The 17,385-nt window shown below is 40.1% G+C and carries 16 protein-coding genes, 1 pseudogene and 1 CRISPR repeat array; of the genes and pseudogenes, 11 read left to right on the top strand and 6 right to left on the bottom strand.

The window, feature by feature from the left end:
* Position 1 precedes the first annotated feature (1 nt).
* On the bottom strand, positions 2–409 hold the full coding sequence (locus tag CDC33_RS00515) for a hypothetical protein (RefSeq protein WP_109006818.1): 408 nt from the start codon (positions 407–409) through the stop codon (positions 2–4).
* 109 nt (positions 410–518) lie between these two features.
* Here CDC33_RS00515 and CDC33_RS00510 point away from each other — a divergent pair, with 109 nt between their 5' ends.
* From CDC33_RS00510 to cas2, 5 genes are all read left to right on the top strand, one after another.
* On the top strand, positions 519–1,139 hold the full coding sequence (locus CDC33_RS00510; protein ID WP_109006817.1) for a 2OG-Fe(II) oxygenase: 621 nt from the start codon (positions 519–521) through the stop codon (positions 1,137–1,139).
* Positions 1,129–1,986, top strand: coding sequence for a CRISPR-associated endoribonuclease Cas6 (gene cas6 / locus CDC33_RS00505; protein ID WP_109006816.1), 858 nt, complete (start codon positions 1,129–1,131; stop codon positions 1,984–1,986). The genes CDC33_RS00510 and cas6 overlap by 11 nt, the downstream gene beginning before the upstream one ends.
* A 31-nt stretch (positions 1,987–2,017) precedes the next feature.
* Positions 2,018–2,611 carry a CRISPR-associated protein Cas4 gene (cas4, locus tag CDC33_RS00500; RefSeq protein ID WP_109006815.1) on the top strand — a complete coding sequence of 198 codons (594 nt, stop codon included), beginning with the start codon at positions 2,018–2,020 and terminating at the stop codon, positions 2,609–2,611.
* Between the two features lie 170 nt (positions 2,612–2,781).
* Positions 2,782–3,786, top strand: coding sequence for a type I-D CRISPR-associated endonuclease Cas1d (gene cas1d, locus CDC33_RS00495; protein WP_109006814.1), 1,005 nt, complete (start codon positions 2,782–2,784; stop codon positions 3,784–3,786).
* A gap of 13 nt (positions 3,787–3,799) precedes the next feature.
* Complete coding sequence (gene cas2 / locus CDC33_RS00490) at positions 3,800–4,087, top strand: CRISPR-associated endonuclease Cas2 (protein ID WP_109006813.1); 288 nt, start codon at positions 3,800–3,802, stop codon at positions 4,085–4,087.
* A 268-nt stretch (positions 4,088–4,355) separates the two neighbouring features.
* A CRISPR array of direct repeats spans positions 4,356–4,682; the repeat unit is 37 nt; unit sequence ATTGCAATTAATCAAAATCCCTATTAGGGATTGAAAC.
* 45 nt (positions 4,683–4,727) lie between these two features.
* On the opposite strand, the gene xth is transcribed toward cas2, so the two are convergent.
* The gene (xth, locus tag CDC33_RS00485) at positions 4,728–5,510 is read right to left on the bottom strand and encodes an exodeoxyribonuclease III (RefSeq protein ID WP_109006812.1); all 783 of its coding nucleotides are present in this window, start codon (positions 5,508–5,510) and stop codon (positions 4,728–4,730) included.
* A gap of 455 nt (positions 5,511–5,965) precedes the next feature.
* On the opposite strand from xth, the gene CDC33_RS00480 reads away from it, so the two are divergent.
* The 4 genes from CDC33_RS00480 to CDC33_RS00465 all read left to right on the top strand — a co-directional run bounded on the left by CDC33_RS00480 (position 5,966) and on the right by CDC33_RS00465 (position 8,851).
* A complete protein-coding gene (locus CDC33_RS00480) occupies positions 5,966–7,036 on the top strand; it encodes a glycosyltransferase family 4 protein (RefSeq protein ID WP_109006811.1) in 1,071 nt (356 codons plus the stop codon).
* A 57-nt stretch (positions 7,037–7,093) separates the two neighbouring features.
* Entirely contained in the window at positions 7,094–7,279 is a 186-nt protein-coding gene (locus CDC33_RS00475) for a hypothetical protein (protein ID WP_109006810.1), read from the top strand.
* Positions 7,280–7,515: 236 nt separating this feature from the next.
* Positions 7,516–8,538: a zinc-dependent alcohol dehydrogenase gene (locus CDC33_RS00470; RefSeq protein WP_109006809.1), complete on the top strand. Its 1,023-nt coding sequence runs from the start codon at positions 7,516–7,518 to the stop codon at positions 8,536–8,538.
* A 43-nt stretch (positions 8,539–8,581) separates the two neighbouring features.
* Positions 8,582–8,851 (top strand): DUF3303 domain-containing protein, encoded by a 270-nt coding sequence (locus CDC33_RS00465; protein WP_244919092.1) that lies wholly within the window; start codon positions 8,582–8,584, stop codon positions 8,849–8,851.
* A gap of 249 nt (positions 8,852–9,100) precedes the next feature.
* Here the strand turns inward: CDC33_RS00465 and CDC33_RS00460 are convergent, their stop codons facing one another.
* Positions 9,101–10,720, bottom strand: a complete 1,620-nt coding sequence (locus tag CDC33_RS00460) for an ArnT family glycosyltransferase (RefSeq protein ID WP_109006807.1) — start codon at positions 10,718–10,720, stop codon at positions 9,101–9,103.
* A gap of 591 nt (positions 10,721–11,311) precedes the next feature.
* Between CDC33_RS00460 and CDC33_RS00455 the strand changes: the two genes are divergently transcribed.
* Positions 11,312–12,481: a hypothetical protein gene (locus tag CDC33_RS00455; protein ID WP_109006806.1), complete on the top strand. Its 1,170-nt coding sequence runs from the start codon at positions 11,312–11,314 to the stop codon at positions 12,479–12,481.
* 42 nt (positions 12,482–12,523) lie between these two features.
* Here the strand turns inward: CDC33_RS00455 and CDC33_RS00450 are convergent, their stop codons facing one another.
* The 3 genes and pseudogenes from CDC33_RS00450 to CDC33_RS00440 all read right to left on the bottom strand — a co-directional run.
* Positions 12,524–13,864 carry a recombinase family protein gene (locus CDC33_RS00450; RefSeq protein ID WP_109006805.1) on the bottom strand — a complete coding sequence of 447 codons (1,341 nt, stop codon included), beginning with the start codon at positions 13,862–13,864 and terminating at the stop codon, positions 12,524–12,526.
* Between the two features lie 244 nt (positions 13,865–14,108).
* Positions 14,109–14,468 carry a VOC family protein gene (locus CDC33_RS00445; RefSeq protein ID WP_109006804.1) on the bottom strand — a complete coding sequence of 120 codons (360 nt, stop codon included), beginning with the start codon at positions 14,466–14,468 and terminating at the stop codon, positions 14,109–14,111.
* 33 nt (positions 14,469–14,501) lie between these two features.
* A pseudogene (locus CDC33_RS00440) lies at positions 14,502–14,694 on the bottom strand (Uma2 family endonuclease); the annotation flags it as partial.
* A 643-nt stretch (positions 14,695–15,337) separates the two neighbouring features.
* Here CDC33_RS00440 and CDC33_RS00435 point away from each other — a divergent pair.
* Entirely contained in the window at positions 15,338–17,242 is a 1,905-nt protein-coding gene (locus CDC33_RS00435) for an adenylate/guanylate cyclase domain-containing protein (RefSeq protein WP_109006803.1), read from the top strand.
* The last annotated feature ends 143 nt before the right edge of the window (positions 17,243–17,385 follow it).

Raw genomic sequence — 17,385 nt, 5'->3', positions numbered from 1 at the left:
TTTACCCAAAACCTTTACTACGGCTTTTATTTTTTCGAGGCTCTATCGTCATTAACTCGGCTTTAAAACCTCTGGAATCTTGCAACATTAATTTACGTATTCGCTGGCGTTGGTAAGTCTGCACTTCAGCAGATAGAGGATGATTAGGATCAATCTTTAGGTGAGTAATAGAAGAAACATATTTTTCTTTACTTTCGGGATTATTTGGATCTTTTAGTCCGCACATAATCCCGCCTTCATCTCCTGAATAACCAACGAAATCAATTTCAAACTCCCTGTCTGGATCGGCGTTTACTCCTTTTTGCTTTAATGTCTTCAAAAACTCCTTCCCGGCTCGTGCTTTAATGGGTAAGTTCTCTTTCAGTTTTTCAGTTAGTGCCTTTGCTGTATTGTAATCATCAATTCTCATTGGTCTTTCTCGCTATGTAGTTTTTCTCACTTAAAAGAATACTACTATCATCACTCGACAGTCTTCAAAATTTTAGAAACCACATTTAGCGATCGCTCCTCTATCCCCAGTGAAACACTATCAACAACAAACCAACGCGTTTCCCAGCGATTACCTAAACAACTTGTGGGGAGAGATCCAAGCTTGTCCTTACTTTGCTATCAACAATCTCAACCGCGATTTTGTCGCCACCAAAGGATTTTCTGTAGTATTTCAGCGTTCTGGATTAGCAAAAGTAGAACAGCAGTTTCCCTACTTCAAACCTTACCTAGATTTGGCTCTCCAACCAAGTTGTAATGCTTTTTACCTCAATCCTTTACAGCTAAAAGAAGGCTCCCGTGTCGATCCGCATATCGATCGCTCCCTGCGTTCCTACTCCAAAACCATTGAACCGCCTGCGGTTGTGAGTGTGCTTTATGTGCGCGTACCTGCGGATATGGAAGGGGGAGAACTGGTATTGCGATCGCACAAACGCCAACTTGGGCAAATTAAGCCCCAATTCAATACTTTAGTTTATTTTCAAGGTGATTTAACCCATTCGGTTAACGCAGTCAAAACCCCAGGAAATCGCTTAAGTTTAGTTTGTGAACAGTATAGTTTGAGTGATACTGAACTCCAGGAAATCCCTGAGTTCACTGTAGAGTCAAGAATCACTCAGTCTACAACCAAAAAGAGAAAGTATGCCTCATAGTTTAGTGTTGAATTTGCTACCTCAATCGCCTATTCCACCACAGTATCTTACAGGTAGACATCTCCACGCCTTATTTTTAACCCTCGTTAGTTCTGTAGATAGCACATTGGGCGATCGCTTGCACGATTCCACCGCAGATAAAGCTTTCACCCTTTCTCCTTTACAAATTAATTCCCCCCTTTTGAAGGGTGGTAAAGGGGGATCTAAATTGCAATATTCACATCAACAACCCATTCCCGCCGGAACACCTTGTTGGTGGCGCATCTCTTTATTAGATGACACTCTATTTGGCAAACTTACCCAACTTTGGCTAAATCTTAATCCCAATCGCCCTTGGCATCTTGGCCCGGCTGACTTGTATATTACCAGCATTCAAGGCACACCCCAATCTATTCAACCTTGGGCAAATGCCAGTACTTACGCTCAATTATACGAAGAAGCTAGCGATGTCTGCGACGGGCTACGCCTACGCAATTCTTCCATTAACCTTAGCTTCTGCACACCTACCGCCTTCCGTCAAGGACAGTATGATACTACCCTTCCTACTAGAGAATCTGTTTTCAATTCCCTACTTTCGCGGTGGAATAAGTACAGTGGCATAGAATTTACTCAGATTGCGATCGAGTCAATATTTCCCTCATTTGTCAATATTCACACAGAAATATTAGCTGATTCTCGCAGCAAATTTATCGGCATTCTTGGCGAAGTTACTTATAAAATTTTAGGGACAGTTGAACCAATACAAATTAAGCAAATTAACGCTTTAGCTGATTTTGCTTTGTATTGCGGTGTTGGGAGAAAAACAACTATGGGGATGGGTATGGCAAGGCGGCTATATTCTCCCTAATTTCAAACATCATTTAAAAACCACCTAAGTTATGAACCAAACTGAATATATTTCTATTGCAGCATTGAATCAATATGCCTATTGTCCGCATCGCTGTTGGCGGATGTTTTGTGCAGGAGAATTTAACGATAATCAATATACAATTGAAGGCACAACTTTACACGATCGCGTCCACACCACAAGCGATATACAGCGAGGAGAAACTTGGCAAATTAGAGCAATTTGGCTAAAGTCTGAGCAATATAAACTCATCGGCAAATCTGATTTAATTGAAGCCGAATCAGGTGAAGTTTATCCAGTGGAATATAAACGGGGGCGAAAAGGCGAATGGGATAACGATGAGTTACAAGTTTGTGCCCAAGCCTTATGTTTAGAAGAGATGACAGGACAACCTGTTACTACTGGATATATCTATTATGCCCACTCCCATCAACGGCAATTAGTAGAGATTAATGCAGAGTTACGGCAAAGTGCGATCGCTACTATTCAATCTGTGACAAATCTCCTAGAAACAGGAGCAATGCCAAAACCAGTCTACAGCAAACGCTGCCAAGGATGCAGTCTTTATTCGCAATGTTTGCCCAAAGCAACCGATAAAGTCAAAAGTTATCAAGAAGTCAATTAAATCATACCCTAATACAGTTCAGAATGAGCAACAAAACCATCATGTAGAGACGCGATTTATCACGTCTTGAAAGACCAATCATCTACACCAACAACCCTTGTTAACCGTATTTAATTATACCCAATAAATCTATTTACCCAATCTCTAATTATTACTAGGAATCATCAAAAATGGGAACACTTTACGTAACACAAGCCGATGCTTTTATCGGTAAAGTTGACGAACGTCTCACCGTCAAAGCTGAACAAAAAACAATCTTAGAGATCCCTTTAATTAAAATAGAGGGAATTGTAGTACTAGGACGGGCTACTATTTCTCCCGCCGTCGTCAGTGAACTTTTAGAACGTCACATTTGTTTAACATTTCTCACACAAAACGGAAGATATTTAGGACGTTTAGAACCAGAAGTTACCAAAAATATCTTTGTTCGGAAAGCCCAATGGCAAGCTGTGGGAGAATCAGAACCAGCAATACATTTAGTCAGAGGATTTGTGCGAGGTAAATTGAAAAATTACCGCCATAGCTTACTTCGCACTCAGCGAGAACATCCTGATATTGACTTGAATAATAACATCACTCGATTGGAAAACGCGATCGCACCAATCGAAAAAACTAGCAGTATTGATTCCCTCAGAGGCTTAGAAGGTGCTGGTAGTGCAGCCTATTTTGGTTGCTTTCAACAACTAATCAAAACCTCAGAATTTCGCTTTGAAGCCAGACGCCGCCGCCCACCAACCGATCCAGTTAACGCCCTACTGAGTTTTGGGTATTCATTGCTACGCCATGATGTGCAAAGTGCTTTAAATATTGTCGGCTTCGATCCCTATCTAGGATACTTACACGTTGAGCGTTATGGTAGACCTTCCCTAGCCTTAGACTTAATGGAAGAATTTCGTCCTTTAATAGTCGATGCTGTAGTGTTGTCGCTGATTAACAAGCGATCGCTAACCCTAGCTGACTTTACCACCGAACCGCTCAGTGGTGCCGTGTCTTTAACTAAAGAAGGATTGCATACATTTCTTCGCGCCTACCAACAGAAGAAACTATCGAATTTCAAACATCCAGTCATGGGAAACAAATGCACCTACCAAGAATCTTTTGAAATTCAAGCGAGGTTATTAAGTAAATACCTCATGAACGAAATCGATAAATATCCCCCTTTAATTCTCAAATAACTTCCTCACTTCCATGTATATTGTTGTCAGCTACGACATTCCAGAAGATAAACGTCGGACTAAAATTCATTCGGTTCTCAAGTCTTACGGACAATGGATGCAACTGAGTGTGTTTGAATGTGATATCACTCCCACTCAGTATGCTAAACTGCGATCGCGTTTAGCTAAATTAATAAAACCCGACACTGACAGTGTGCGTTTTTATTTCCTCTGTGGCTGTTGTCAGAGAAAAGTCGAACGCATTGGTGGAGAACAGCCACGAGACGAAACAATTTTCTTTGCTGAGTCCCCTTCTGGCTAGGTTTTTGTATATCAAATGCGCAAAAGGGTAGGTGTACAAATTCCACAGCCCGAAAAAAATGCTTTTATCCCAACTCCAGCAAGGCTTTCAACCCATTAGTTCCCTAATCCTCATCCGCGCAATCTCTGAAATGCTTACTAAAATGCGATTTCAGCCTTTAAATTTTCCTGGCGCTCTTTCCAAACAAATTTTCTAATGCTATGATTGCCCTTGAATCGCGCAACCGCACCTTGAAAACTAAATATAGCTTGGGTTTCAGGCTTCCGCTATTGCAATTAATCAAAATCCCTATTAGGGATTGAAACTTCGTAAACGCTCGTAATTGGAAAAATACAGGTGAATTGCAATTAATCAAAATCCCTATTAGGGATTGAAACCAATTTCTTTGACTTGTAATAGCAGCTTTTTGTTATATTGCAATTAATCAAAATCCCTATTAGGGATTGAAACTAGTTGCTAGTGGTGCGATCGCAATTGCTGGATAATTGCAATTAATCAAAATCCCTATTAGGGATTGAAACTAAATCAGAGACTCCATCCTTAAAAGACAAAGCTGATATTGCAATTAATCAAAATCCCTATTAGGGATTGAAACTATATTTTTAAAAATCCCAGGATTGTCCAATACCCAATACCCGATTCAAAATTCCACAATTACCGGCGTATGGTCGCTAGGTTGGGCTAATTTTCTAGGCGCGACATCTATAATGCAACTTGTAGCACGCTCATACAGAATTGGTGTGAGATAGTGATGGTCAATCCGCCAGCCTAAGTTACGACGGAAGGCGGCGGCGCGATAATCCCACCAGCTATAATTTCCGCCTTCTGTGGTGAATTTGCGAAAAGCATCAGCAAATCCCAATTTCAGGATATCCCGTAAGGCTTGGCGCTCTGCTTCTGTTGCCATAATGTGATTTTCTGTACTCACTTGCTCGTGAATATCCTTATCTTCTAGGGCGATGTTGAAATCACCGCACACACAAATTGCAGGTTCTGATAACACCAATAATCGCAAATACTCGTGTAGCGCTGTCAACCAGCGTAATTTGTATTCATATTTTTCAGTTCCTACTGCTGCACCATTGGGAACATATAAGTTAACAATCCGAACACCATCAATAACACCTGTAATCACCCGCTTTTGCTCATCCCATTCGTGGTGTAAATCTGGCAAAATCGCCCTAAACCCTCTACTTACGTCTACCAGTGGCTGGCGGCTAATTATGGCTACGCCGTTATAAGATTTTTGTCCTGATACATAAAGGTTATAGCCTAACTGCTCAAAAGGCGATCGCGGAAACTCGGCATCCACAACTTTGGTTTCTTGCAAGCACAGAACATCAACAGGATTGGTAGTTAACCAATCGATAACCTGTTCTAGACGAGTGCGAATTGAGTTGACATTCCAAGTAGCGATTTTCATTAGTTATCAGAATTTTTTGTAAATTAATAATTACAAATTATGTAATTATTGTACAGTTACTTAATATTTATAATTTCTGTTCCGTTTCCGAATTACATTTAAACCAAGCTTTAATGGCTTGATCCCATTCGATATTTTAGTAGTTTTAACTACAAAATATTCCTTTTTGTAAGTTCTACTACAAAATATTCTACCTCGTTATGATCCCCAAGGCAGATGCAACAAGTGATTGATTTACTCTAAGTTAGAAAGATAGCTCAGAGTTGAGTTTAACCGATAGTCCATTAGATTTGTCGGTAAAAAATTTCCAGTACGGTTAACCATTACTGCGCTTTTCGTAGCTTGTTAGGTTAATTTAAATGTCAAAAGAGTAAGTACAAATACTCTCTCTTCATCCAATAATGATGCAACTCATTATATTGAGGAGAATTTGATAGACTGAACCAAAAAAACTTATGAAAATCGCTCAAGTTGCCCCCTTATGGGAAAGGGTTCCACCTCCTAATTATGGAGGAATAGAACTGGTAGTGAGTCGCTTGACTGATGAACTTGTTCGTCGCGGTCATGAGGTAACCTTATTTGCCTCTGGCGATTCTCAAACTTTGGCTTATTTAGAAGCAGTTTATCCACAGGCATTGCGCTTAGATCCAAATATCAAAGAGTATGCAGTGTACGAAATGCTAGAACTAAGCCAAGTTTACCAGAGTGCTGCCCAATTCGATATTATCCATTCCCATGTAGGGATTTCGGCATTAGCTTTAGCGAGTTTGATAACAACAACTTCTACAGTGCATACCCTGCACAATGATTTTACAAGGGATAACCGCCACGTATTTAATTACCACAAAAAGCAACCTTATGTCAGCATTAGTAACTCGCAGCGTCAAATCGATCTCAATTATATTGACACGATTTATAACGGAATTGAGCTAGCAGATTATCCATTCGTAGTCCAACCTTCAGAACCGCCGTATTTGGCATTTTTAGGTCGTTTTTCGCCAGAGAAAGGGCCACAAAATGCGATCGCTATTGCTAAACAGGGTGGTTTGCCCTTGAAGATGGCAGGAAAGGTTGATGTTCAAGACTCTAAGTTTTTTGAACAAGAGATTACCCCGCTCATAGATGGTCAGCAAATCGAATATCTAGGTGAAATCAACCACGCCGAAAAGACTGAACTTCTGGGCAATGCTGCCATAACTCTTTTTCCTATTAGCTGGCAAGAACCTTTTGGGTTAGTAATGATTGAATCAATGGCAACTGGTACACCAGTAATTGCTATGAATTTCGGTTCTGTACCTGAAGTGATTGCCCACGGTAAAACAGGTTTTATCTGCAAAAGCTATGCAGAAATGGCGGCAATGATTCCATTAGCTTTGGAACTCAATCGTCAAACCTGTAGAAAACACGTAGAAAACAACTTTAGTGTTAGCCAAATGGTTGACGGATATGAAGCTGTTTACAGACAAATTATAAAAGACCGCATAGAATCGAATGGCTGCGTTTGTGCAGCTAACATTCAGTTTTAATCAACTGCTTTTTTTTATCCAACTTAAACAATAACTTTTTTTAGGAGGACATTGGTTATGAGTACGAGAGCCAACACCTGCCCATGCTGCGGTGGTTCCCTCCTACGCCATGTACGACATAGTGAACTATATTGGTTTTGCCTGTCGTGCCGACAAGAAGTACCGCTATTAACTGCTACTCGCTTGCCTAATGTGGAAACCCGGAATACCGGAATAGTTCCTCAGCCTGCGGTAAATTCTTAGTTTTACGGTATTTTGGATTAATAAAAGCCTACTAGAAATCAAAACTAATTTACTTTAAACTTATCAACTAGTGGTTTTTCTCATTAGTTACGAGGAGTAAACAAGTTCGTAGTAAGGACTTTAGTCCTAGATTTTTAAGCACTTCAGTGATTACTACGAACTCATCAAAATTAATGAGACAGACCATTAGCTTCAACTGATAAAATCGGATGGAGTTAATTGATAGGTTTTAAGCTTTGTTAGCAGCGTTACTTTATGGACAAGAAAATTTACGCCTAGAGCAAGTTCCTGACCCCACTCCGGCGGCTGGCGAAGTTGTAATTCAAGTAGGCGCAGCAACAACTTGTGGTACAGATTTAAAAGTCTGGCGGCGTGGTGGTCATGCCAAAATGCTGATACCGCCAACCCTGTTTGGTCACGAAGGTGCTGGGCGAATTGTTGCCTTGGGAGCAGGGGTTACAAATTGGCAAGTGGGCGATCGCATCGTCGCAAATAATTCCGCACCTTGCATGAAATGCTTTTTTTGTCAACGCCAAGAGTATTCATTATGTCCAAATTTGACATGGAATAACGGGACTTTTGCGGAATACTTGAAAATTCCCGCACCGATAGTACAGCATAACTTGTTGCAGATTCCCGATGAGTTGTCGTGGGAATTAGCAGCCATGACGGAACCCTTAGCTTGTGTATTGCATGGTATAGCCCGTTCTAACGTCAAAGCCAAAGATACAGTAGTTGTCTTAGGGGATGGAGCGATCGGGTTGATGTTTGTGGCGGCGTTGAGTGACAAAGCTGAGGTGTTGCTGTGGGGAGGTAATCACCACAGGCTAGAAATTGGTCAAAAATTGGGTGCAACCCAAACCTTTAATTATCATCAAATCCCGGATATTCCCAGTGTAGTGAAAGAACTTACCCAAGGATGGGGCGCAGATGTAGTGATTGAAGCAACTGGTGTACCAAGTGTTTGGGAAAGTGCGATCGCCTCTGCCCGTCCCGGTGCAACAGTAAACTTATTCGGTGGATGTCCACGGGATACCAGCATTACTGTCAACACAGAACAGCTACACTATAGTGAACTTACCCTCAAAGGCGTATTTCATAATACACCAGAGTATGTGCGGCAGGCGCTGGCACTGATCGCTAGTCGCAAAATTCCCTTTGAGTTACTTATTAGTGGACAGCGGCCATTAAAAGATTTAGAACAGGTGTTTTGTGAGATGAAGGCGCGGCAAGTTATTAAGGTAGCGATGATTCCTTAGATCGTGTTAGTTACAGTGTGAGAAAGAAGACAAAATGTTATTTATGGTGGTTGAGCGATTTAAGGATGGCAAGGCTAAAGAGATATACCGCCGATTTCAAGAGAAAGGGCGCATGATGCCTGAAGGTTTGAAGTACTTAGATAGCTGGGTTGAGGTCAATTTTGATCGTTGCTTTCAACTGATGGAATGTGACGATCTACGTTTATTTCAGGAGTGGATATTCCACTGGCAGGATCTTGTTGAATTCGAGATAATTCCTATCGTTCCGTCGAAAGAGACAGCAGAGGTAGTTACTAACACCATTTCTTTGTGAGGCTGCGCCAAACCCTTTTAACTTCTTTCTTTCTTTGTGTCCTACCCTGCGGGAAGCCACTTCTCTACGAGACGCTTTGCGAACGTGTCTATGCGTCCTTCTCCCAAGGGGAGACGCTAACGCGAATGCGGTTCGTTTTGTCCACGAAAGAGCAAAGGGATAGGGTGCAAAGGATAATATTTAATACCCAATGCCCAATGCCCAATGCCCAATGCCCAATGCCCAATGCCCAATGCCCAATGCCCCCACTTACAATCGATTAGTATCTTTTGTAACTAACTTCCAGCCTTCAGCTTCGTCAACTAGCTTCATCGACTCTAGTTCGAGATTGTTGAAAGCAGATGCATGAAGGAGAAAGTAGGGTTGGCCGTTGTAGTGCCAATAATATTCGAGTTCGCCAACAGAAGCGGGAATGATGGTGCGATCGCTATAAAAATCCAATGAGGGACGATGATAGGGAAAAGATGTGTAAATCTTCCTCGTAGCTGGATTTGCCCGCACGATCATCGCAGCGACTGGTTTAACTGGATAAGCTTCAGATAATTCCCAAACCCAGTAGTTAGATTTCATTAACAGTAGCAGCGAAATATAACTTCCCCAAAACAAAATCTTCAGAAATTGCCCATCACCTCGTTCTGCCAAAATAGCTGCTAAGGTCATAGTTAAAGCTACTGCTACAAAAATTAGTTGTAAGTCTGTTTTTGGTGTTGTACCCCAACTAAAATAAATGCTACCAGCAGAAGCAGCTACAGCAAGTATCGCCAAACCAGCAACCCAAGCACGGGGATAGGATGAGAGTAAAGGCGAATTTTCTGTATCAGATAATTGAATACCAAAAGCTAAAGCTAAACTAGGGTAAATCGGGAATAAATACCAGGGAACTTTGGTAATCATGAAAGAAATTACCAGCAGATAAACACCACTCCACGCCATTACTAGTTTTGCCCAACTAAGGTTGCGATTTTCCCAAGTTAAGCGGATAGTTTGCGGTAAGAATAATAGCCACGGCCATGTGTATTTGAAAAGTTCAATAACATAGTACCAAGGTGGTTCAGGGTTCCCCTCTACAAATGAGCCAATTCGACCTAGTGATGGGTTTACAAGCCCAACTTGGGCGAAGGTGTAACCATAGTGAATTAGTTGGGCACTATACCAAGTAGCTACAGGTAGAATACCAATGAAGATTGCTATCCACAGATAGTAACAAGTGAGCAGTCTTGGCGTATCCCAAAACAGAAATACGATCGCGATCGCACCCAGTAATACACCTAGCAATCCTTGAGTCAGGCAAATCAGCCCAAAACTAATACCAACACCAAGGCAATAACGTAAATCTCGGCGCGATCGCAACACACACAACATCATTACCATCAAGAAACTTACCATCGCCCCATCCAACATTGCCAGCCGCCCATGACGCACCACAGGTAGCATTGTTAGATAAATTAAGGCGCTATAAATAGCAGCCCAACGTTGGCGAAATATCTCTCTAGCAATGCAATACAGTAAAGGTACAGATGTGGCTGTTAAAATTGCTCCAGGCAGGCGTGTTGTCAACTCATTTTCGCCTCCTAGAGAATAAGCCCAAGCAATTAGCAAATGCATCAAAGGCGGCTTGTTATGATATGGTTCGCCTCCTAGTGTTGGATAAAGCCAATGCATTGAACCTGCTGGAGCGTGCCAAATTTCACGAGCAACCTGGGCCACAGTCCCTTCATCCCAATCTCGCAACGGCAATCCTCCCAGATTGATGCTAAATAGTAACACTGCTGCCAATAGCAATATCATTAGCCATACCCAATCAATCCATCTGCCAACCGTGCGATGTTGTTTTTCTAGATGACTCCAAATAAAGCTTCCTTCTTGCATATTCTATGTTAATCATTTTACTTTCTGGTTTGATTACATAGAGACATCTAGCGAATCTCCAATGTTGTCACCCAGTAACAACGTATTTATTAACAATTGCTAGTTTCCAAGATTAACTCAAGTTTCTCTAATTAGCCCTATTTTTTGAAAAATTTATATTGGTTACTTAAATCACATTTTAGCTAATAAATGATAAAAATAATGCAGTCAATAAATTATTTGTTACCTGTTGCTTAGTCTGTATATGAACTTACATTTTTAGTCTGATGCTTAGTTTAATTTTTATCTACTTAGTTATAATCTAGCTAAATCAATAAATAAGTAATTAATTGCTACAGTGTTTCAATACTGTGCTAAACACTTAAAAAAATTAGTTTTAATTTTTTGGATAGTTTCTTTCTGTTCTCAATTATTCGTTAAAAATTAGCTTGCCGACTTATTAAAGAAGTCGGCAAGCTAGAAAGAAACGCAACAAGTTTTGGTATTTTAAATTTAATTAAGCGATTATTTAATTAAAATATCTGTGTTATACAATTTTGTAAAAATAGCTTTTACAAAAATAAACAGCTAAAAAACGATTGGAGCCTGTCAATGAATTTACCTGTTGTTGTGGATATTGCACTTGGCTTAGTTTTTATTTACTTGATTTTGAGCTTGCTAGCTTCTGAAATACAGGAACTGCTCGCTACATTATTACAATGGAGAGCTAAACATTTAAGAACTTCAATTGAATTACTTGTATCAGGTGGTAGTGAAAGTGAAAAATCAGATATTGTCAATGCAATCCAGTTAGTACAGAAACTTTATAACGATCCTTTGATTAATACATTGAATCAGCAAGCCAAGGGTAAAATAGAAAAGCATTTCCAGGAAATTACTAAAAACCCTGATAAACGAGTAATAGAAAAACAAAGCGGCCCTTCCTATCTTCCTTCGGAAACATTTGCAATTACTTTATTAGATACCTTAAAAATACCCCAGCTAATTAATCATGTTAAACATCCTAGTGAAGAAGCAAAAACAAACTTGCACTTGATATTAGCCTCTTATAAAGAGCTTAAAAAAGGGATAAACGATCCAACGAGTCCAAGTTACACAAAGATTCAAGAAATTTATGGAGATATTGACCAGAAATTTATAGATTTTGTTAATAATGAGTTACCTGATGAAGTTCCTAATAGTTTAATCAAGAGCCTTAGTGTAATTGCTCAACGTAGCAGGATAAAAATTGGCGATCTCACAGAGGAAGTGAATCAATTGAAAAATGAAGTAGAAACATGGTTTGATCGCTCGATGGATCGAGCAAGCGGTGTTTATAAGCGTAATGCCAAAGGAGTTGCTATTTTAATTGGAATATCAGTTGCATTTTTAACCAATACTGATACATTTCACTTGGTTAAAAGACTATCGGAGGATTCAGTTATCCGTTCTACCATTACTCAAAGTGCAAGTCAGCGAATCGATTATATCAATGATGAAGCAGCTAGAAGGGATATTGAGAAGCTATTAGGAAATGCTTCTATACCGATTGGATGGCAAAATATTAATCAACAGTTTGAGTTATTAGATACGACAAAATCCAATAGAGTTTACATCAGAATTTCACAGGTTTTTAAGTTAATTTGTGGTTGGATAGTGAGTGGTTTTGCTATTGCTATGGGTGCGCCTTTTTGGTTTGATATCCTCAATAAAATTATCAATGTGCGGAATGCAGGGCCAAAGCCTGTTTCGTATACGAAGGATCAACCGTCTCAGAAATAGTGTTTATTTGAATCACACGATTTAACTGTGTGGTTTATTTATTTAAAAAATAAAAATAACTTGGAGTTTTAATTCTTTATTCTCAACAGTAATGTCAATTTGCCTGATAAACTCTCGAAAGTAAAATCGTCGCTCTGTTTCCGACAAATCTAACCAAAATTGTGGTATTGAAACAGCTTGAGCAACAGAACGCAAGTTAACTGGAGGAAGAGTCGCCAACTTTGCTTCGAGTGCAGAAATTTCTGTGCGGAGTTTGTAAGCCCTTAACTTTGCTGTTTCAACATCTAAAATTCCAGTTTCAATTAACGCGGGTAACTGAGCAAGTATTTCTTGCTGACGAGCGATCGCTTGTCCTAAACTATTCTTAACTGCATCCAACTGGGGAAAATTCATCCCCGCAACAGCTAAGGGTAAGTCACGGCAAACGGTTTCAATTGTATGTTCTAAAACCTCTTGGTAGGGAATAGCCTTACACTTGGGGCGTTGCGGACAGCTAGTAGAACGTAAATAAAGATACTCTTTATCTTGGTTGCGTTGGGTAACACGAGTAACTGTTAGATGTGACTGACACTGAGCACAGACAACCAACCCAGCTAAAGAGCGCCTAGCACTAGCAGTTCGGGGTGGTAAACGGCTGTTACGGCGCAAAAGTCGGTCAACTTGGGCAGCTTCTTCCTTAGAAATTATCGGAATATGGGTATTAGAGATAATTTCACCATTTTGGTAAGCTGTATTGCCGCGATAAACTGGATTAGTTAGCCAGCGTCTTCCTGTGGTGACAGAGATTTTTTTGCCGTATTTTTTCGCCAAGTAACGAACTGAACCTCGCAGGGAACCATAGAGTAAAAAGTGTTCAAAAAAATCTTTGACTACTGGTGAAGTACTGCGATCAACAGTATATTTCCCCTTACCTCTGCGATAACCGTAAGGAACTTTGCCTGGTGGCGGCGCAACCTCAAGACGATTACGGGCGTGTCCTTGACGGATGCGACGGCTACGTTGCTGACGTTGGATTGCGTGTAGCAAATTTAGCAAGTCAGCGCCCAGAGGATAATTTTCGGAAGTATAGGGTTGTTCTGTGGCAATTATTGCTACTCCCATTACTTCAAGTTGATGTAAGCGATCGCTAATTTCCTCTACAGTATCTCCTAATTCTTCCAACCGACGAATCAACAGATAATCTGCTGGTTCAGTTTCGCAATCGGTAAATAATTGTTGTAATTGCGTTCGCGTAGCGTGTCCGTAGGACTCTCGCGTAGCGTGTCCAGAAGACTCTGGCTTACCCAAATCTTCATAAACCCGATCCACCTCCCATCCCCAGTCACCTTGATCGGGAGAAGATTCTAGTAGAGGATTGGTGTAAGAGTAGGCAATTATTTTCATTAGTCATTGGTCATTGGGCATGGGGCATTGGAAAGAGGACTTGGGGACAAGGGTAGGACTTACGCAAAAATTGCTAAAAAGCTTAATTTCTCGAACCGCCAAGACGCCAAGAGCGCCGAGAATTCGTAGAGTGTGCGTAAGTCCTAAAGGGGAAACACTTGTTGCAAGTTCTGATTTAAGTCTCCTTGTCTCCTTGTCTCCCCTGCTCCTGCTCCCCCTGCCTCCCCTACCTCCCCACTCCTCCTCACTGTTGACTCAACTCGATAATATTTCCATCAGGATCTTGGGTGAATAGGGCAGGGCGACCAGAAGCGCTGGGTTGAATAGGATAATTATGATTGAGCAAGTCTTGTTTGGCAGCGTCCAAATTAACGACTGAGAAAGCTACGTGAGGGTTGCGTCCCCATTTTTCGTTTGGGTTTTCGGTGGGAACAGTAGGTGCAACTATCAGGTGAATTTGATAGTTGCCGACTTGATACCATGCACCAGCGTATTTTAGGGAACGATCTATTTTGGATAATCCCAATACTTTGCCATAAAAATGTTCAGAGCGTTCTAAGTCAGTCACGAGAATTGCTGTATGGAGACTTTGGGTAATCTGCATTGTTGGTAAGTGCGATCGCGTTTATTTAAATAACTATGCAGGGTATGCACCAGCTTGAAAAATCTCTTCGGCGGTTAAATCTAACTCTGGGAAAGTAGGCGAGACGATGCGCCCATTGCCTCTAAATTGAGTAACTTTGGTATTCACCGTCAACTAATTGGTAAACAGAGATAGTGGGTTGTTTAGGATTACCAATAAACTTTTTACCACCGATAGCCAAATAATCTTTTGACTAACTTTATGGAGCCGACTTTCTCAAGATTAAATTTTAGGCGATCGCAGTACAATTTTTCATTTAATAAAAGTTTACTTTTTGATATAGCAAAACTTTGTAATATATTATACTTTATTAAAATGGATAACAATATAACTTTCAGCTTTATTCAGCGCTGGATTGCACAAGAGTGGTTTTGTTAAAATAGCGATCGTTTATAAACTGCGTTATTAAGTATAATCTCCTAATACCACCCAGAACTACATTTAATTGTCAATCCTCCAAAAGGTAGAATACATGTTATTTCTGCTTACCTAGTTAATTTTGATCAACCAAATCAAAAGGTTGCTCATAGTCATTTTCGCTCAACTACACTGGGTTGATGTGAAAAAATAGCACAATTAATCAATTAATATCAATTTCAGTAATAAAACTGAGTATTAGTAAGTTCTAAAAAATTTACCCAAACAAGCTTGTATATTGCTCAAAATTTGAAAGAATAACTAAAATAATCATCAGTGGTACTAAATTATTAATTGTCATTTCTAATTACTAAGTTGTTAATTTAATGATGATTGTCTAATCAACGAAAAATTTAACTTTACTATTACTATATATTGAAAACTTATCTTCTTGAATTTAATACAAAAATTACATGGAACAAGTAATTACTGCAATGGCAGATGCTTTGTTTATAACTAATAATATAGGAAGAATAAAAAAAGTAAATCGTGCAGCTCAAGAATTATTTGGTTTTAGTGAAGAAGAATTAATCAATAAACCAATATCATTAATAATTGATGATGAGCAAGTTTTAATAAAAGCCATTCACCAGCATTCTTTCTATCAGAAAAATCTTCAAAATTTAGAGGTAGTTTGCCGAACTAAGACTAGAGAAAAGCGGTTGATTGCTTTTTCTTGTTCAGTAATTCCGAAAAAAATAAAAGGATTAGAAGAGATTGTCTACATTGGTCGGGATATTACTGCTCGGCAGCAACGGGAACAACGGACAAGTGCCCAGTATGCTATCACTCGTCTATTATCAGAATCACAAACTGTAAAACAGGTAATTCCGAAAATTTTACAGTCGATTTGTCAAAACTTAGGATGGGATTTAGGCGAACTTTGGGCACCAAGTCAATATATTGGCACTTCGGTACAAGGAGATAGCCTTAATGCAGTATTAAGGTGTGTGGAAATTTGGTCAAGTCGAGTAATTTCTGTGCGAGAGTTTAAAGCAATCACCTGGCAAACTACATATATACCCGGTGTTGGCTTACCTGGTCGAATTTGGATCAGACGTTTGCCTTTGTGGATTCAAGATATCACAGAAGATGGAGACCAAAGGCGATCGCAACCTGCTGCTGAGGCTGGATTACACGCAGCTTTTGGCTTCCCCATCTTAGACGATAGTGAAATCTTAGGAGTGATGGTTTTCTTTAGCCGGGATATACAACCAAAAGATAAAGAGTTATTGCAAATGGTGGGTTCTATTGGTAGTCAAATCGCCCAGTTTATCAAACGTAAACAAGCAGAAGATGCTCTTGTAGAAAGTGAAGAACGATATCGAGATTTATTTGAAAATGCTAATGATTTGATTCAATGTGTTAATGCTTATGGTCGTTTTTTATATGTCAATCGTGCATGGCAAGAAGCTTTGGGATATAGCGAATCTGAAATTGTGAATATGAATGTTTTCGATATTATACATCCAGAGTTTAAACAAGACTGTTTGCAAAGGTTTTATCGGGTGCTGTCAGGAGAAAAGATCGGGCAAGTAAAAGCTGCATTCGTTACTAAAGGCGGTCAAACAATTTTTCTAGAAGGTAATATTAACTGTAAATTTGTCGAAGGTTATCCAGTTGCGACTCGTGGCATTTTTCGCAATATTACCCAGCGACTAGCAGCAGAAGAAGCGCTGCGCCATCAGCAGGAAGAAACCGAACGTTTATTGTTAAATATTTCGCCAGGAGCAATCCCTAAACCTTTAAATGAAGTAGCTAACATTGTCGAAGACGTTGCTGATGTCACAGTTTTATTTGCAGATATTGTCAGCTTTACCGAAATTGCTGCTTCTATGAGTGCAATTCAACTGCTAAACTTACTTAACTCGATTTTCTCAACTTTTGATCGCCTCACCGAACAACATGGTTTAGAGAGGATTAAAACCATTGGCGATGCTTATATGGTAGTTGGTGGTTTGCCCACACGCCGCCGGGATCATGCTCAAGCGATCGCTCAAATGGCACTCCAGATGCAAACTGCGATCGCTCTATTTAATACTGAGAATAACCAAAACTTTAGCATCCGTATCGGCATCCATACTGGTTCCGTAGCTACGAGAGTAATTGAATTCAAAGAAATTACGTATAATCTCTGGGGAGACACAGTAAACATCGCCTACTGCATGGAATCCCAAGGTATTGTTGGTAAAATCCAAGTTACAGAAGATACTTATAAATCTTTGTGTAATGAATTTTTATTTGAAAAGCGCGGCGAAATCGAAGTTCAAGGCAAAGGGAAAATGACCACTTATTTGTTGATTGGACGCAAGGAATGAGGGGCATGGGGTATTGGGCATTGGGCATGGGGCATTGGGCATGGGGCATGGGGCATGGGGCATGGGGCATTGGGCATTGGGCATGGGTAAGAGGACTTGGGGACAAGGAGAATTGGGGACAAGGGGAAAGACTTGTTTCAAGT

This window comes from Nostoc commune NIES-4072 (genome assembly GCF_003113895.1).
GTDB lineage: Bacteria > Cyanobacteriota > Cyanobacteriia > Cyanobacteriales > Nostocaceae > Nostoc > Nostoc commune.
Note: the sequence above shows the minus strand (reverse complement) of the source record. Positions and strands in the feature narration are given on the sequence as shown.

What these genes read in the sequence shown, in the direction of transcription:
- CDC33_RS00515 (WP_109006818.1), bottom strand. Translation starts at nt 409, where the DNA reads ATGAGAATTGATGATTACAATACAGCAAAGGCACTAACTGAAAAACTG.
- cas6 (WP_109006816.1), top strand. Translation starts at nt 1,129, where the DNA reads ATGCCTCATAGTTTAGTGTTGAATTTGCTACCTCAATCGCCTATTCCA.
- cas4 (WP_109006815.1), top strand. Translation starts at nt 2,018, where the DNA reads ATGAACCAAACTGAATATATTTCTATTGCAGCATTGAATCAATATGCC.
- cas1d (WP_109006814.1), top strand. Translation starts at nt 2,782, where the DNA reads ATGGGAACACTTTACGTAACACAAGCCGATGCTTTTATCGGTAAAGTT.
- cas2 (WP_109006813.1), top strand. Translation starts at nt 3,800, where the DNA reads ATGTATATTGTTGTCAGCTACGACATTCCAGAAGATAAACGTCGGACT.
- xth (WP_109006812.1), bottom strand. Translation starts at nt 5,510, where the DNA reads ATGAAAATCGCTACTTGGAATGTCAACTCAATTCGCACTCGTCTAGAA.
- CDC33_RS00480 (WP_109006811.1), top strand. Translation starts at nt 5,966, where the DNA reads ATGAAAATCGCTCAAGTTGCCCCCTTATGGGAAAGGGTTCCACCTCCT.
- CDC33_RS00475 (WP_109006810.1), top strand. Translation starts at nt 7,094, where the DNA reads ATGAGTACGAGAGCCAACACCTGCCCATGCTGCGGTGGTTCCCTCCTA.
- CDC33_RS00465 (WP_244919092.1), top strand. Translation starts at nt 8,582, where the DNA reads ATGGTGGTTGAGCGATTTAAGGATGGCAAGGCTAAAGAGATATACCGC.
- CDC33_RS00460 (WP_109006807.1), bottom strand. Translation starts at nt 10,720, where the DNA reads ATGCAAGAAGGAAGCTTTATTTGGAGTCATCTAGAAAAACAACATCGC.
- CDC33_RS00455 (WP_109006806.1), top strand. Translation starts at nt 11,312, where the DNA reads ATGAATTTACCTGTTGTTGTGGATATTGCACTTGGCTTAGTTTTTATT.
- CDC33_RS00450 (WP_109006805.1), bottom strand. Translation starts at nt 13,864, where the DNA reads ATGAAAATAATTGCCTACTCTTACACCAATCCTCTACTAGAATCTTCT.
- CDC33_RS00445 (WP_109006804.1), bottom strand. Translation starts at nt 14,468, where the DNA reads ATGCAGATTACCCAAAGTCTCCATACAGCAATTCTCGTGACTGACTTA.
- CDC33_RS00435 (WP_109006803.1), top strand. Translation starts at nt 15,338, where the DNA reads ATGGAACAAGTAATTACTGCAATGGCAGATGCTTTGTTTATAACTAAT.